The organism is Plantibacter lichenum (assembly GCF_050587525.1).
GTDB lineage: Bacteria > Actinomycetota > Actinomycetes > Actinomycetales > Microbacteriaceae > Plantibacter.
In genome coordinates, this window is the sequence record NZ_JBOBFT010000013.1 from 92,183 (window position 1) to 106,905 (window position 14,723).

Genomic DNA, 14,723 nt, shown 5'->3' on the forward strand with positions numbered 1-14,723 from the left:
AGGAGGTCCTGCCATGAAGATCGCCGAATACGTCCGTCTGGATCAGCCGAAGCTCATGCGGCTACTCCGCCAGATCGGGGTCGACCACGCCGTCCTGCGCCTCCCGGAGCTCCCCGACGGAACGATGCCGGGCGACTTCCGGGCAGTGGAGGCCGCCGTCGCCGAAGTGCGTGAAGCCGGCTTCACCGTCGAGGTCATCGAACCGCTGCCGCCCTTCGAGCGGGTGAAGCAGGGACTCCCGGGACGCGACGAGGAGATCGATCGCATCCACGACCTCATCCGGACGATGGAGCGCCTCGAGATCCCCGTGCTCTGCCACAACTTCATGGCGGCGTTCGGCTGGGGCCGGACGCGGTGGGCGGAACAGGGCCGCGGCGGTGCACTCGTCACGGGATTCGACGTGCACGACCTCGACGCGCTCCCGCAGCACCCCGAGACGATCTCCGCGGAGCAGATGTGGGCGAACTACGAGTACTTCGTGCGCGCCGTCGTCCCCGTCGCGGAACAGCACGGCATCCAGTTGGCCCTCCATCCGGACGATCCGCCCGTCTCCACCTATCGCGGCGTCGCCCGCATCATGACGTCGCCGGACGCGATCGAACGGGCGATGTCGCTGAGCGACAGTCCGGCGCAGGGCCTCGCCTTCTGCCAGGGCACGTTCTCGACGATGGGCGCCGACGTCCCGGCCTCGATCCACCGGTTCGCCGACCGCATCCGCTTCGTCCACTTCCGCGACGTCCTCGGCTCCCCCGAGGCGTTCACGGAGACCTTCCACGACGAAGGGCAGACCGACATGGCCGCTGCGATGGCCGCGTACGCCGCGATCGGCTACGACGGGCCCATGCGCTCCGACCACGTGCCGACCCTCGCCGGCGAGGACAACACCTTCCCGGGCTACGAGATCCTCGGGAGGCTCTACGCGGTCGGCTACATGCGCGGGCTCTGGGAGTCGGCCGTCGCGGGCCGGACCGCGCCTCTGGCGGTGGCCGAATGATGCCGCGCGCGAGCCCCTGACAGGGCCGAAACTCGTCCACCAGACGCTCGCAGGGCGCCGGGCGCTCCGTCGCGCCCGGCGCCGCCCACCCGCCCGAAATCCGCGGAATTCCGGCTCTTGACGGGGCGGCACCGCATGTGTCTAGGATGTGCGAACGGTTTGTGTAACCGGTCACACATTCGCCGGCGCACCGTCAGGGCTCCGCCGACGCACAGCCCACCACCTCCATCGGATCAGCACCGATCCGATCTCAGCAACGAAGCTCGAGAGGAAGCCGATGACCACCGACCTCGCCGCGACCCGTCCCAGACGGCAAGAGCGCACGGTCCCGCCCACCGGCCGGATCACCCCGGGCCGGCCCGCCACGACGCGAACCGGCCGCTGGGCCAGATGGCGCGACAAGACCACCCTGCTCGCCTTCGCCCTCCCCGGGATGGCCGTACTCCTGGCCTTCCACTACGTGCCGTTGTTCGGCAACGTCATCGCGTTCAAGGACTACCTGCCGTTCCTCGGCGTCTGGGAGTCCGACTGGTCCGGGTTCGATAATTTCCGCGTCATCTTCGACGGCGACCCCGCGTTCCTCAACGCGCTCAAGAACACGCTCATCATCACGGGCGTCCAGACCCTCCTGGTCTTCCCGCTCCCCATCGTGCTGGCGCTGCTGCTCAACTCGCTCATCTCCGAGCGGTGGAAGCGCATCGTCCAGTCGATCACCTACCTCCCCCACTTCCTGTCGTGGGTCTTCATCGTCGCGCTCTTCCAGCAGTTCCTCGGCGGGGCGGGCTTCATCAGCACCTTCATCCGCCAGCACGGCGGCGAGGGCCTCAACATCATCGGCAACGCGGACGCCTTCATCGCGCTCATCACCTCGCAGGTGATCTGGAAGGACACGGGCTGGGCGACCATCCTGTTCCTCGCTGCCCTGTCCCAGATCGACACCTCGCTCTACGAGGCGTCCGCCGTGGACGGGGCCTCCCGCTGGCGGCAGATGTGGCACGTGACCCTCCCGGGGCTCACGGGCGTCATCATCCTGCTGTTCATCCTGCGGCTCGGCGACGCCCTGAGCGTCGGCTTCGAGCAGATCATCCTCCAGCAGCCGGCGGTCGGCCTCCGAGCGTCCGAGGTGCTCGACACCTACGTCTACAACCAGGGCATCATCGGCGGCGACTGGGGGGTCGCGGCCGCGGTCGGGCTCGTCAGAGGGCTCGTCGGCGTGATCCTCGTCTTCGGCGCCAACAAGATCGCCCACCTCTTCGGCCAGCCGGGGGTGTACCAGCGATGACCACCATCACGAGGGGACCAGACATGACCACCCCGTCCCACGAACCGGACGACCGCGCAGCGAAGCGAACCGGCGCGGGAGGTCGGACGACGCTCGAACGGAAACGCCCGCGAAACCGCATCCAGGGCGGTCAGACACCGGCGCCCGTGCCCATGCGCATCCTCAAGGGCATCGTCCTCACGATCATCTGCGCGATCATCGTGATGCCGTTCGTCGGCATGATCGCCACCTCCGTCGCGCCCGCCGAACAGGTCATGAAGGCGAGCGGGCTCGTCTTCATCCCCGAGAGCATCGACTTCAGCGCCTACCAGGCGATCTTCGCCGGAGGCGTCGTGACGAGATCGCTCGGCGTGAGCGTCTTCGTGACCCTCGTCGGCACGGCGATCGCACTGACGATCACCTCGCTCCTCGCCTACGCGCTCGCCAGGCCCCGCCTCCCCGGTCGCCGCACCTTCATGATCCTGCTGCTCGTGAGCCTCCTGTTCACACCAGGCATGATCCCCATGTACCTCGCCGTCAAGCAGTACGGGCTCATCGACAGCATCTGGGCGCTCATCATCCCCGTGACCGTCAACGCGTTCAACGTCGTCGTCATGCGGGCCTTCTTCCAGGGCATCCCGCAGGAACTCATCGACTCAGCCCTGATCGACGGCGCGAGCGAATGGCAGATCTTCCGCCGCATCGTCCTCCCGCTCTCGAAGGCGATCATGGCGGTCATCGGCCTCTTCTACGCCGTCGGCTTCTGGAACTCGTTCTTCTCCGCACTGCTCTACATCAACGACCAGTCGATGTGGCCGCTCCAACTCGTCCTCCGGACGTTCGTGGTCAACGAGCAACCGCTCGCGCTCACGGACCTCCCGGCCGACCTCATCCCCGCCCAGCCGACCATCCAGATGGCCCTCCTCGTGATTGCGCTGCTCCCGATCGTCGTCGTGTACCCGTTCCTGCAGAAGCACTTCGCGAAGGGCGTCCTGACGGGCGCCGTCAAGGGCTGAGCAGCACCGCTGCCCAACACCCCTGCTCAGCGCCCCTGCCCATCGCCCCACGCACATCCACCAACCACGTTCCCGATTCACGGAGCAAAGGAGCTCACCATGAACCCCGTCACCACCGGCACCGTCCCCGCAGCGTTCAGCCGTCGCGGCTTCCTCACCGCGAGCGTCGGCGCAGCAGCGCTCGGCGCCCTCGCACTCAGCGGCTGTGCCCCGACCGGAGGCGGCGCGGCCGGCGCGAGCGCGGGCCCCGGCGGACTCGTCCTGCCCACCTACGTGCCGTTCAACGGCCCGAAGCCCGACCTCCCCGGCACCGAGAAGGGCGTCAACGCGGCATACATCGCCTTCCCGGCGGCCGCCAGCCTCGTCGCGACGGTCAAGGGCACGCCCGGCGACGGCGACCCCATCACCGCGATGACCCAGTGGTGGGCGTCCGCGAAACCCGGCATGGCCTCGAACTCCTATTGGAAGGCGCTCAACGAACGCCTCGGCGGCACCTTCGACGTCCAGCTCGTGCCCGGGCCCGACTACACGGCGAAATTCGCGACCACGATCGCCGGAGGCAAGCTGCCGGACCTCTTCACGATCGTGCCGCAGCCGCAGCTCCCCCGCCTCCTGCAGTCGCAGGCCGTCGACCTCACCGAGTACCTGAGCGGCGACGCCGTCAAGGCCTACCCGAACATCGCCAATCAGCCGACCGACGCCTGGAACGGCGCCATCCACAACGGCAGGATCTACTCGATCCCCGTCTCGCGCGGCATCCTCCCGACCGTCATCCTCTTCACCCGCTCCGACCTGCTCGCCGAGAAGGGCATCACGCCGGAGGTGTCGAGCTTCGACGAGTTCCTCGAACTGTGCGTGGAGATCAACGACCCCGCCAACGGGCGCTGGGCGCTCGCGAACTTCCCCTCCGACTACCTGCAGCAGATGCTCGGCATCCCGAACGGCTGGTCCGAGAAGAACGGCAAACTGACGAGTGCGTGGGAGTACGAGGAGCAGGAAGCGGCGCTCGACGCCGGCATCCGCCTCATCAAGGCGGGAGTCCTCCACCCCGACGCGTTCACGAACACGGCGTGGAAGGAACGCTTCTACAACGGGCAGGCCTACTTCGCGCGCGACAGCCTGTCCGCCTGGACGCCCTACTACAGCCAGTTCGCGACCGCGTACCCGGAGCAGGCGGACACGTTCTCGATCACCGGGCTCAAGACGCCCGGCTTCGAATCCGGGGTCACGCCCTCCGCCTGGCGCGGGCCGTCGATGTCCGTCGCAGCCGGCATCGGCAAGGCGTCGAAGGACCGCGTGGAGACGATCTTGAGGGTCGTCGACTACCTCGCGGCACCCTTCGGATCGACCGAGGAACTCTTCCTCCGCCGCGGCGTGGAAGGCGAGCACTTCACCTGGAAGGACGGCAACCCGACCTTCACCGACCTCGGGACGGCCGAGCAGTTCCAGCCGACCGACCTCGCCGCCGGGCCGTACGTCATCTACAACACGCAGTACCCCGAGGGTGTGAAGGGCCTGCACTCCTTCCAGGAGTATCTCGCCGAGTTCGCCCAGTTCAACCCGACGAACTACCTCGACTCCGCGGCCTTCCACAAGTCGAACGGCGCCCTCACGACGCAGATGACCGACACGTTCAACGAGATCGTGCAGGGACGCCAACCCATCGGCACCTGGAAGGACGCCGTCGCGAGCTGGAAGTCCGGCGGCGGCAACCAGATGCGCACCGAGTTCCAGGCCGCGCTGGCCAAGCGGGACAAGTAACGCGTCGCCGCAGTACCGTCGCTTCACGCACCCACGGAAGGGGATCACACCATGGTGACCATGTACGACGTCGCTCGCGCGGCAGGGCTCTCGATCGGAACCGTCTCACGCTTCGTGAACGGCAACGGCTACGTGTCCGCCGCATCGGAGGAGGCGATCCGCGCCGCCATCGCCGCGACGGGGTACGTGCCGAACAACGCGGCCCGGAGCCTCACGACGAAACGCTCCGGACTTATCGGCTTCATCACGAGCGACCTCATCAACCCCTTCACAGCGCTCCTCGCTCAGAGCATGGCGCTCCGCGCGAGCGAGTCCGGTCACAGCGTGCTGACGGCGGTCACGGACGGCGACGAGGCTCGCGCCCTCGAGGTCATCACGGCCCTCCGAGGCCAACAGGTCGACGGGCTCGTCGTGACCCCGCCGGAGTCGGCGGCCGTGAACGCCTACCTCGAGACCATCACGGGATCCGGCACCCCCGTGGTCCTCGTCGGCATGGAGCTCGACACCCCGGCCGACCGGGTGTCGTCCGACACGTACGGGGGCGCGAAGGCCGCCGTCGAGCACCTGCTCCGGCTCGGGCACACCCGCATCGCCTTCGTCAGCAGGGCACCAGCGGAATCATTCGCCCGCGGACGGTACCGGGGCTACTGCGACGCGTTGGCGGAACACGGCATCACGGTCGATCCGCAGCTCGTCTTCGGACTCGACGACACCGCTTCGGCGCTCGGCGATGCGACGGGCCTGGCGCTGGAGCGGGCGACGGCCGTCTTCGCGGTCAACGACCTCGTCGCACTCGGCGTCGCCCAGGAGGCGCACCGGCGCGGGCGACGCGTGCCGGAAGACCTCTCGGTCGTCGGCTTCGACGACATCGCCCTCGCCGGCGTCTCCTCCCCGCCCCTCACCACCGTCCGCCAACCCACCGAGGAGATGGGCCAGTCGGTCATCGACCTCCTCCTCGCCAGACTCGCCGACCCGTCGATCCCGGCGAGCGCGACCCGTCACGACTGCTCGCTCGTCGTGCGCGGTTCGACCGCTCCGCCGCGTCCGTGAACCGCGCACCGCTCCATCCGCAGTCCTCAGCATCAGCATCAGCATCAGCATCAGCATCAGCATCAGCATCAGCATCAGCATCAGCATCAGCATCAGCATCAGCATCAGCATCAGCATCAGCATCAGCATCAGCATCAGCGTCAGCATCAGCCGATCCACACCAGACCTCGAACGAAGGAACCAGTTCCATGCTCAAGCTCGATCTCCGCGGCTCCACGTACACCGACAAGCTCCTCGGCTGTTGGATGGGCAAGAACGCCGGCGGCACGCTCGGCGCCCCGCTCGAAGAGGGCTGGGGGCGCGACGAGCCCTTCGACATCGACTGGTACCCGAAGCTGGAGACCGGCGGGATCCCCAACGACGACCTCGAGATGCAGCTCATCTGGCTCGCGGCGCTCAAACAGGTCGGTCCTGGGCTCACCGCTCGCGACCTCGCCCCGTACTGGCTCGACCACATCGGCTACAACTGGGACGAGTACGGGCTCTCGAAGGCGAACCTCCGTCTCGGCCTCGTCCCGCCCGTGAGCGGCTCGTTCAACAACTGGTTCCTGCACTGCATGGGCAGCCCCATCCGTTCGGAACTGTGGGCATGCGTCGCCCCCGGCCACCCGCGCATCGCCGCACGCTACGCCTACGAGGACGCCATCTGCGATCACGCCGGAGGCGAGGGCGTCTACGGCGAACTGTTCAACGTCGCGATGCAGGCCGCCGCGTTCGTCGTCGACGACCACGAACAACTCCTCGACATCGGGCTCTCCTACGTGCCGGAGGACTCCCAGACCGCTCGCGCCGTGCGAGCCGCGCGCGACGCGCATCGTGCGGGCCTCACCTGGCAGGAGGCTCGGAAGCGCGTCATCGCGACCTCCGAGGTGCGGATCGCCCAGTACTCGCCCTTCAACATCGGCTTCCAGGTGGTCGGGCTCCTCTACGGCGCAGACTTCGGCGACGCCATCTGCACGACAGTGAACTGCGGCTACGACACCGACTCGTCCGGTGCGAGCATCGGGAGCCTGTGGGGCATCATCGCGGGACAGTCGCGGCTCCCCCAGAAGTGGATCGAACCGTTCGGCATCGAGATCGCGACGAACGAGGACTGGCACGGCGTCCGCCACATGTCCGACGGGAGCACGCCGATCCCCGAGACCCTGCCGGAGCTCATCGACGACCTGCGGGTGGAGACGGACCGGGTCCTCGCCCACCACGGCGTCACACCGGCGGGAGGCGTCGTCGAGGTCTCGCTCGAGAGCCTCTACGCCGACGACTCGATCCGCGAGCTGTGGACGCGCTCGGTGACCGAGGTCCGCTACGACTTCCCCGAGTACAGCGTCACGGTCGACTACGGCGGGGATCCGATCATCGCCCCCGGCCGTACGATCACCGTCGTCGCGACCGTGCACAACCCGCACCCCGACGCCGTGACCGGTTCCCTGCGCTGGATCCTGCCTGAGGGCTGGCCCGCCGTCGCCGTGGAACGGTTCCAGATCGCGGCGAGCGCCTCGGTCTCGCTCGACATCGCCATCACGGCTCCAGACCAGCCCGTCGACGACCGCAACGTCCTGTACCTGGCGGCCGAACTCGACGAGTACCCGGCCGAGCCGGCCGTTCCGTTCGTCCTCGTCGGCGCGCCGCTGTGGGAGCTCGCAGAGGCCCCCGCCGAGAGCGATGGAACCGCCTACCCGAACGTCGACGAACTCGACTGGGAACGTCTCTACGGATCGGGCAACCGCTCGCCCCTGCACACGCTCAGCGGTCGCGGCGGCCGGGTGTACCTGCGCACGTTCCTGCAGTCGCCCGTGGACGAGCTGGTGCGGGTCGGCGTCGACTCGACCGTGCCGAACACCGTCTGGCTCGACGGCGTGCAGATCGACCAGGCCAATCAGACGATCGAGCCGAAGCTGCTGCGTCCGAACTTCAGCGCTCGGTACTCCGCGTACGAGCTCACGGCGGGGTGGCACGAGGTCCTCGTCGAGTTCACGCTCGATGGCGACGACGGTCTGGCCGACGCGTACCTGCTGCTCGCCTCCGCCGATCGGCTCGTCACGCCCAACGTCGCGATCGGACGCACGCGCGTCCCGGTCCCGGTCGAGGCGCTCGTCTCGGCCGAGCGCTGAACTCCCCCAGCACCGACACCCGTCCACCCAGCACCGACACCTGTTCAAAGGAGAACACCGCATGTCACTCGACCATCGACGAACGACCAGGAGGATCGCGATCGTCGCGGCCGTCGCCCTCGCGGCGGGCCTCGGCTCACTCGCCGTCGACCCGTCGCCCGCGTCCGCCCAGGACACGACGACTTTCACCGACGGGTTCGACCGCGCGAACGGCGCCGTCGGCAACGGCTGGCGGGCCGCTCGTGGCACGTGGGCGATCGCTTCTGGCGCCGTCGCCGCGTCCGGCTCGACGTCCGAGCGCATGCTCATGCAGGAGTCGGTCCCGCTCGGCAAGACCTTCGCCGTGTCCGCGACGGTCTCGACGACGTCCACCGCGCCGGCGTCCCGCGCCTGGAACGGTGTCGCGGCCAATGTCGTCGACAACGGGAACGGGACCCAGACCTTCTACGTGGTGCGTGCGGCGCAAGCGCTCGGCAACGCGTCCCGCCTCGACTGGCAGCTGTTGAAGGTCAGCGATTCGCAGACGGCGACGGGTCTCGTCTACGTCACGGGCGGCTGGTCCGACATCACGGCCGGCCAGCCCGTGCGGCTCGGCCTCGAATCGGTTTCGCTCGGCACCGGTATCGTCGTCCGTGTGGAGGGCGCCGTGACGAAGGACGTGTACCAGTACGCGCCGCTGCCGTTCGGCTCGCTCGTGTCCGGCGGATACGCCGGCCTCTACGCCCACGGCGGTGCGAACACCTTCGACGACGTCACGATCGTGAATTCCACGGTCGCGGCTGGCGCGCCGCTCGCCGATCCGGGGCCGCTCAGCTGCACGGTCGCGCAGCCCGACGGGTACACGCTGCCCGGCCTCGCGAACACGGTCGCCGAGGTCGTCCCGCTGGGGAACAGCTGGTCCGGTCATCCCGTCACCCAGCAGATCCTGAACCACGGCGATGATCAGTACGCCGCGTACTACGACGAGAACCGCGTGATGACGGTGGCGCATCGAACGCTCGACCAGACGACGTGGACGATCAAGCAGGTCGACAGCACACTCGGGTGGGACAGCCACAATTACGTGACCATGGCCCTCGACCCCGCCGGCAACCTGCACCTGTCCGGCAACATGCACAACGTGCCGCTCGTCTATTTCCGGACGACGACTCCCGGCGACGTCACGACGCTCACTCGGGTCGCGAACATGGTCGATCCGGCCGTCGAGCAGCGCGTCACCTACCCGTCGTTCTTCACCGGGCCCTCCGGCGAACTGATGTTCTCGCATCGGGACGGCATGAGCGGCGACGGTGTCACGCTCTACAACCGGTACGACGAGACGACGCAGACCTGGTCGGCGCTCCTCACGACGCCGCTCCTCGACGGTGAAGGTCTCCGCAACGCGTACCCGATGGCGCCGAAGCTCGGACCCGACGGCTTCTTCCACCTCGTCTGGACGTGGCGGGACACGACCGACGCGGGATCCACCTCCCGGCTCTCCTACATGCGGAGCACCGACCTCGTGCACTGGGAGACGAGCACGGGCACGCCGTTGACGCTCCCGGTCACCTACGACAGCCCAACGGTCGTCGACCCCGTGCCGATCTACGGCGGCATCATCAACAGCAACATCAACCTCGGCTTCGACGGGGCAGGGAAGCCCGTCATCAGCTACACGAAGTTCGACGAGCAGTTGCGCACCCAGTTCAACCTGGCGCACACGGATGCGGGCGGCGCGTGGGTGTCCGCTCCGATCAGTGAGTGGACCGGACGCTGGCACATCTCCGGAGGCGGTTCGCTCTCGGGCGGCGTCCGGGTGGGCGCGGTCAGCGCACTCGCCGACGGGATGCTCCGCGTCGATTACAAGTGCGTGGGCGGCGTCGGCGTGAACGACGGGCCGTCCCGGAGCTGGATCGTCGATCCCGCGACGTTCCAGCCCGTGTACGACGTGCCGACCCCGGCGCTCCCCGCCGCGATCACCACACCGCAATCCACGTTCCCCGGCATCCAGGTGAAGACCGTGGACGTCACGGCGGAGAACGGCGACCGCTACGTGCTCCGGTGGGAGTCGATGCCGGCGAATGCGGACCAGCCGCGGCCTCCGTCCCAGACGCCGCCCGCGCAGCCCATCACGGTCTACCGCCTCGTGCCGTAGACGGTGCAGCATCCGAAGCCGGGCAGGTCGTCGCTCATGACCTGCCCGGCTTCCTGCCGTGCGCCGTTCACCCTCGCGAGACTGGCACCCAGATCTCGATGACGGAATCGGGTCTCGACCAGTGGAAACGCCGGTCGTACCGCTCGACATGGAACAGCTGCTCCGACATCGGAACGGCTCCCCCGCGTGGAAGCTCCTCGCGGTAGATCGTCGAGATCGTCGCTGCGAGACCGGACATCGGCCCACGGTGGTCGAAGACCTCGTGATCGTGCGCCGGGACGTCGAACGTCTCGAACACCGGAGGGACGGGGTCAGTCGCCGGGACGCCGCAGAAGTAGCGGTACTCCTCGCCGACGGCGTAGGTCACGGCGAACTTCTCCCACGAGCCTGACGCTGTCCTGCTTGTCCGTGCCAAGGCCGCGTTGAACGACCGCCAGTGCCGTGCACAGATCTCGGCGTTGCTCGACTGGGACCTCGTGATCGGCACCGACATCCCCTGGAGGCGCACACCGCTCCAGGACTCGGACCGCCGCGCGAACTCCGCCATCGTCACGACACCCCCGTCGCGTCGGCCGATGCGCCGACCCGGACCATCGTACGGGACGCGCCGCCGGCCCTCGCCCTCCCGCCCGGCCCGTTCACCCTCGTTGGGTGATGGGGAGCCGGGTGATGGACGCGAGGATGTGGCCATGGGCGAATCGGCGGAGGACCAGGCGGCGGCACTGCCGAATGTCCAGCCGAGCGCACGGCCGAATGCCGAGCCGAGCGCACTGCCGGGTTCGCAGCCGACGCTCGCTCCGTCGACCCGCGTCCTGCTCTCGCTCGCAGGCGCCGTCATCCTCCTCGTCGGCATGTCACTCGCACGGGACGTCCTGACGCCGCTGTTCGTGGCGGCGGTCCTCGTGATCATCGTCCATCCCGTCCGCACACCGCTCGAACGGCACGGCTGGCCGCGCTGGCTGGCGACGACCGCCGTCATCGCGGTCGCCTACCTCGTCCTCGCGGTGCTCGGCGCCATCGTCCTCTTCGCGGCAGGACAGTTCGCGGCGCTCATCCCGCAGCACGCCGACGAGCTGCACATCGTGGTCGACCAGGGAGCCGGTCTCCTCACGAGCTTGGGCTTCGACGCTGACGCCGCAGCGGATGCGACGAGACGGATCGACCCTGCGACGCTCGTGAATGCGGCCGGCGCCATCGTCCACACGGTGACCGGCCTCGCGACGTCGTTCTTCTGGACCTTCGTGATCGGTCCCGTCGGAGCGATCCTGTCGGTCCCGCTGACGTTGCTCCTCCGGGCGCTGCTCCTCGAGAACGACGACGATGCGGCGTGGGTCAGGCGATTGTCGGGCGACATGAGTGACGAGACCGGGAACACCGGCTCAGAAGCGAGAACCGCCGCATGAGCCCCGCAGAGAGCACAGGAGGGCAGAGCATCATGAGCACCGAACTGGCGTCCTGGCGGGAGACCCCGACCAGGCAGGCGATCATCGACTTCGTGGCGGCGGTCACCGAGGGCCCCGAAGCGGTCGCGTTCCGCGACCGCGTGGCAGTCTTCGACAACGACGGCACGCTGTGGACCGAGAAACCGATGCCGACGCAACTGCACTACATCGTGGAGCAGTGGGCGGCTGCGGCGAAGGCCGACCCCTCGCTCGCCGCGAAGCAGCCGTACCTCGCGGCGTCGACGGGTGACCTGTCGTGGTTGGGCGGCGCCGTGGAGAAGCACTACGTGGGCGACGATTCCGACCTCCACACGATGATCGGCGCGATCGTCGGGACGACGGCGGACATGAGCGTCGAGGACTACGAGGCGTCCGTCGTGGCGTTCTATCGCGACGCCGTACACCCCACGATCGGCCGCTCCTACCGCTACGCCGTCTACCAACCGATGTTCGAACTCCTCCGGTACCTCGAACGGCACGGCTTCACCTGTTACATCGTGTCGGGCGGGGACCGCGACTTCATGCGCCCCATGACGGCCGAGTACTACGGGATCCCTGCGGAGCGCGTGATCGGTTCCGCCCTCGGGCTGCACTACGACCAGGACGCGAACCAGGTGCAGTACGGGACGTCATTCGACTTCATGAACGACGGACCGGAGAAGCCCGTGCGCATCTGGACGAGGACGGGCAGACGACCGATCCTCGCCGCGGGCAACTCGAACGGCGACGTGCCGATGCTGCGCTATCCCCAGACGCATCCCCGCAGTCTCAGCCTGCTCATCCACCACGACGACGACGGCGGACGAGGCGATGCTCCCTACGACGCGGGCGCTGAGCGGGCGCTCTCGGGCGCAGCCGGGCAGGGCATCACCGTCGTGAGCGTCCGCGACGACTGGGCGACGGTGTTCCGATCCGCCGACGAGGGGTCGTGACCGCCTCATGACCGCGTCGTGAGCCGGGCCGAGGCTCCTCGGATCGCAGGAAGAGCGCTCCGAGCGCTGCCACGAGCGCGAGCGCCACAAGCACCCCGCCGACCAGACGGAACGACGCCATGACGGCGGCCTCCCCACCGGTGGTGACGAGGAGGGAGGCGAAGACGCTCACCCCGAGCGCTCCCCCGATGCGTTGCGTGATGGTGAACACGGTATTGCCGTCGGCGAGCTCGTCGTCGGCGAGCGGCGCCAGCATCGTCCGGAGCAATGGCGCGGTGACGAGCCCGATCGCGACCGCGCGACCGGTGAGGAGCAGCGCCGTCTGCCAGAGCGGGGTGTCGGGCCGGAGCAGGAGGAGCGCGATGCTCGCCACGGCGAGCACACCGAAGCCTCCCGCGACGAGCACCACGAGCGGCAGTCGGGCTGCGAGGCGTTGCCCGACGATCGTCCCGACACCGATCACGATGCCCGGGGGCAGGAGCGCGATGCCCGTCGCGAACGCGCTGTGCCCCTGAACGCCCTGGGTGAAGACGGGAACGATGAACAGGGTCGCGAACGCGACGATGGAACACACGGTCTGGAGCACGATGACGAGCAGGCCGTTGCGTCCTCGCAGGACACGGAGGTCGAGGACCGGGTGGTCGCTCCGCCGCGACCGGATCGCGTAGCCGCCCAGGAAGACCGTGCCAACGAGCACGCCCGCCACGGGGACGCCGCCTCCCCACCCGTCCGCCGCGCCCGTCGCCGCGCCGAACAGCACGGAGGCGACGCCAGTTGCGAGGAACAGGAGGCCGACGACGTCCAGCCGTGCCGCTCGGTCGGAACGGTGTCCGAGGTCCTTCGGCAGCCTGGCCGTGAGGAGGCACCCGACGAGGCCGATAGGGATGTTGATCAGGAAAATCCATCGCCAGCCGCCCGCACCGATCAGGAGCCCTCCGAGGGACGGTCCGAGCGCCGGCGCCGCGAACAGGACGAGCGCCGCAGAGATCGGCATCCTGCCGGAGGCCCCGACGCCGCGGCCCCCAAGCAGGATGCTGAGGGCGAGTGGGATGAGCGGGGCGCCTGCGATCCCCTGTGCGACGCGGAACACGATGAGCCATGACATCGTCGCTGCGAGGGCGCAACCGGCAGAGGCGATGAGGAACGACACGAGGCTCACCCGGTACACGCGGAGCGTGCCGAACCGGCGGGCGAGGAATGCCGTAGCGGAGAGCGTGATCCCGAGCGACAGCAGATACCCGCTGACGATCCACTGCACCTCGCCGACACCGGCGTGGAGCTCTCGACCGATGTCGGGCACCGCGACGTTCACGATCGACGAATCGATCATGCTCAGCAGGGGCCCTGCGAGCAGTCCCAGTCCCGCGAGGGTGCGAATTGCGCCCGGTCCTGCGGAGGAGGCAGCTGTTGCGGAGGCCATCACATCACATCGCCGGCGATTCCTCGTCGACGTGCCCACCCAGCTCGTCGAGCCATCCGAGTTCGCGTTCGACGTCGTCCAGCACCCGACGCATCGCGAGGTTCCGCCACGCACGCTCCGGGACGATCGCGCTCTCGTCGATAACGTGCCGCAGTTGGGCCTCGGCGGTGTCGAGCACCCGGCGCCTCGCATCGCACACTCCGGCGCGTTGCTCCGGCGTCAGCTCGCCGAAGAAGCTCACCCGAACGAGGAACTCCTCGGTATCCCTGGCGAGCGTCGCCGGCAGCACCGAAACGCGTTCATGCAGGAGCTCGAGCCCACGATCAGTGATCGTGTAGACCTTCCGAGCCGGTTTTCCCTCCTGGAGTTCGACCACGTGGGTGACGGCGTCTTCCGCTTCCAACCGACGCAACGCCGAGTAGAGGGTGTTGTTGCTCATGGGTGCGACGAGCGGCCGAGCGACACGACGCTTCAGCTCGTAGCCGTGAACGGGCCCGGATCGGAGCACGCTCAGAATGAAGATCTCAGTGACCATAGGTCACTATGACATATGGTGGGTCACCATAACAAGAGTGAATCGGTACACGAACGGCACCCGCTCG

At 68.3% G+C, this 14,723-nt stretch carries 12 protein-coding genes; 9 read left to right on the forward strand and 3 right to left on the reverse strand.

The window, feature by feature from the left end; all coding sequences use genetic code 11:
• Nucleotides 1-13: 13 nt before the first annotated feature.
• From ACQ3HB_RS16780 to ACQ3HB_RS16810, 7 genes are all read left to right on the forward strand, one after another.
• A complete protein-coding gene (locus ACQ3HB_RS16780; RefSeq protein WP_430921528.1) occupies nucleotides 14-994 on the forward strand; it encodes a mannonate dehydratase in 981 nt (326 codons plus the stop codon).
• A 277-nt stretch (nucleotides 995-1,271) separates the two neighbouring features.
• The gene (locus tag ACQ3HB_RS16785; RefSeq protein ID WP_430921530.1) at nucleotides 1,272-2,276 is read left to right on the forward strand and encodes an ABC transporter permease; all 1,005 of its coding nucleotides are present in this window, start codon (nucleotides 1,272-1,274) and stop codon (nucleotides 2,274-2,276) included.
• A gap of 23 nt (nucleotides 2,277-2,299) precedes the next feature.
• Nucleotides 2,300-3,271: a carbohydrate ABC transporter permease gene (locus ACQ3HB_RS16790; protein WP_430921531.1), complete on the forward strand. Its 972-nt coding sequence runs from the start codon at nucleotides 2,300-2,302 to the stop codon at nucleotides 3,269-3,271.
• 99 nt (nucleotides 3,272-3,370) lie between these two features.
• Nucleotides 3,371-5,032: an extracellular solute-binding protein gene (locus ACQ3HB_RS16795; protein WP_430921533.1), complete on the forward strand. Its 1,662-nt coding sequence runs from the start codon at nucleotides 3,371-3,373 to the stop codon at nucleotides 5,030-5,032.
• Between the two features lie 51 nt (nucleotides 5,033-5,083).
• Entirely contained in the window at nucleotides 5,084-6,082 is a 999-nt protein-coding gene (locus ACQ3HB_RS16800) for a LacI family DNA-binding transcriptional regulator (RefSeq protein WP_430921535.1), read from the forward strand.
• Between the two features lie 188 nt (nucleotides 6,083-6,270).
• Nucleotides 6,271-8,193, forward strand: a complete 1,923-nt coding sequence (locus tag ACQ3HB_RS16805) for an ADP-ribosylglycohydrolase family protein (RefSeq protein ID WP_430921537.1) — start codon at nucleotides 6,271-6,273, stop codon at nucleotides 8,191-8,193.
• Nucleotides 8,194-8,254: 61 nt separating this feature from the next.
• Nucleotides 8,255-10,327, forward strand: coding sequence for a BNR repeat-containing protein (locus tag ACQ3HB_RS16810; protein WP_430921539.1), 2,073 nt, complete (start codon nucleotides 8,255-8,257; stop codon nucleotides 10,325-10,327).
• Nucleotides 10,328-10,394: 67 nt separating this feature from the next.
• Here ACQ3HB_RS16810 and ACQ3HB_RS16815 read toward each other — a convergent pair whose 3' ends face one another.
• The gene (locus ACQ3HB_RS16815) at nucleotides 10,395-11,018 is read right to left on the reverse strand and encodes a GyrI-like domain-containing protein (protein ID WP_430921541.1); all 624 of its coding nucleotides are present in this window, start codon (nucleotides 11,016-11,018) and stop codon (nucleotides 10,395-10,397) included.
• Between ACQ3HB_RS16815 and ACQ3HB_RS16820 the strand changes: the two genes are divergently transcribed.
• Entirely contained in the window at nucleotides 11,017-11,730 is a 714-nt protein-coding gene (locus ACQ3HB_RS16820) for an AI-2E family transporter (RefSeq protein ID WP_430921542.1), read from the forward strand. The genes ACQ3HB_RS16815 and ACQ3HB_RS16820 overlap by 2 nt on opposite strands.
• A gap of 32 nt (nucleotides 11,731-11,762) precedes the next feature.
• Nucleotides 11,763-12,701: an HAD family hydrolase gene (locus ACQ3HB_RS16825; protein WP_430921544.1), complete on the forward strand. Its 939-nt coding sequence runs from the start codon at nucleotides 11,763-11,765 to the stop codon at nucleotides 12,699-12,701.
• Here the strand turns inward: ACQ3HB_RS16825 and ACQ3HB_RS16830 are convergent.
• Together ACQ3HB_RS16830 and ACQ3HB_RS16835 are read right to left on the reverse strand one after the other, a co-directional pair.
• Nucleotides 12,637-14,121 (reverse strand): DHA2 family efflux MFS transporter permease subunit, encoded by a 1,485-nt coding sequence (locus ACQ3HB_RS16830; RefSeq protein ID WP_430921546.1) that lies wholly within the window; start codon nucleotides 14,119-14,121, stop codon nucleotides 12,637-12,639. The two genes, ACQ3HB_RS16825 and ACQ3HB_RS16830, sit on opposite strands and share 65 nt — an antisense overlap.
• Before the next feature lie 4 nt (nucleotides 14,122-14,125).
• Nucleotides 14,126-14,656, reverse strand: a complete 531-nt coding sequence (locus tag ACQ3HB_RS16835; RefSeq protein ID WP_430921548.1) for a PadR family transcriptional regulator — start codon at nucleotides 14,654-14,656, stop codon at nucleotides 14,126-14,128.
• Nucleotides 14,657-14,723: the final 67 nt, after the last annotated feature.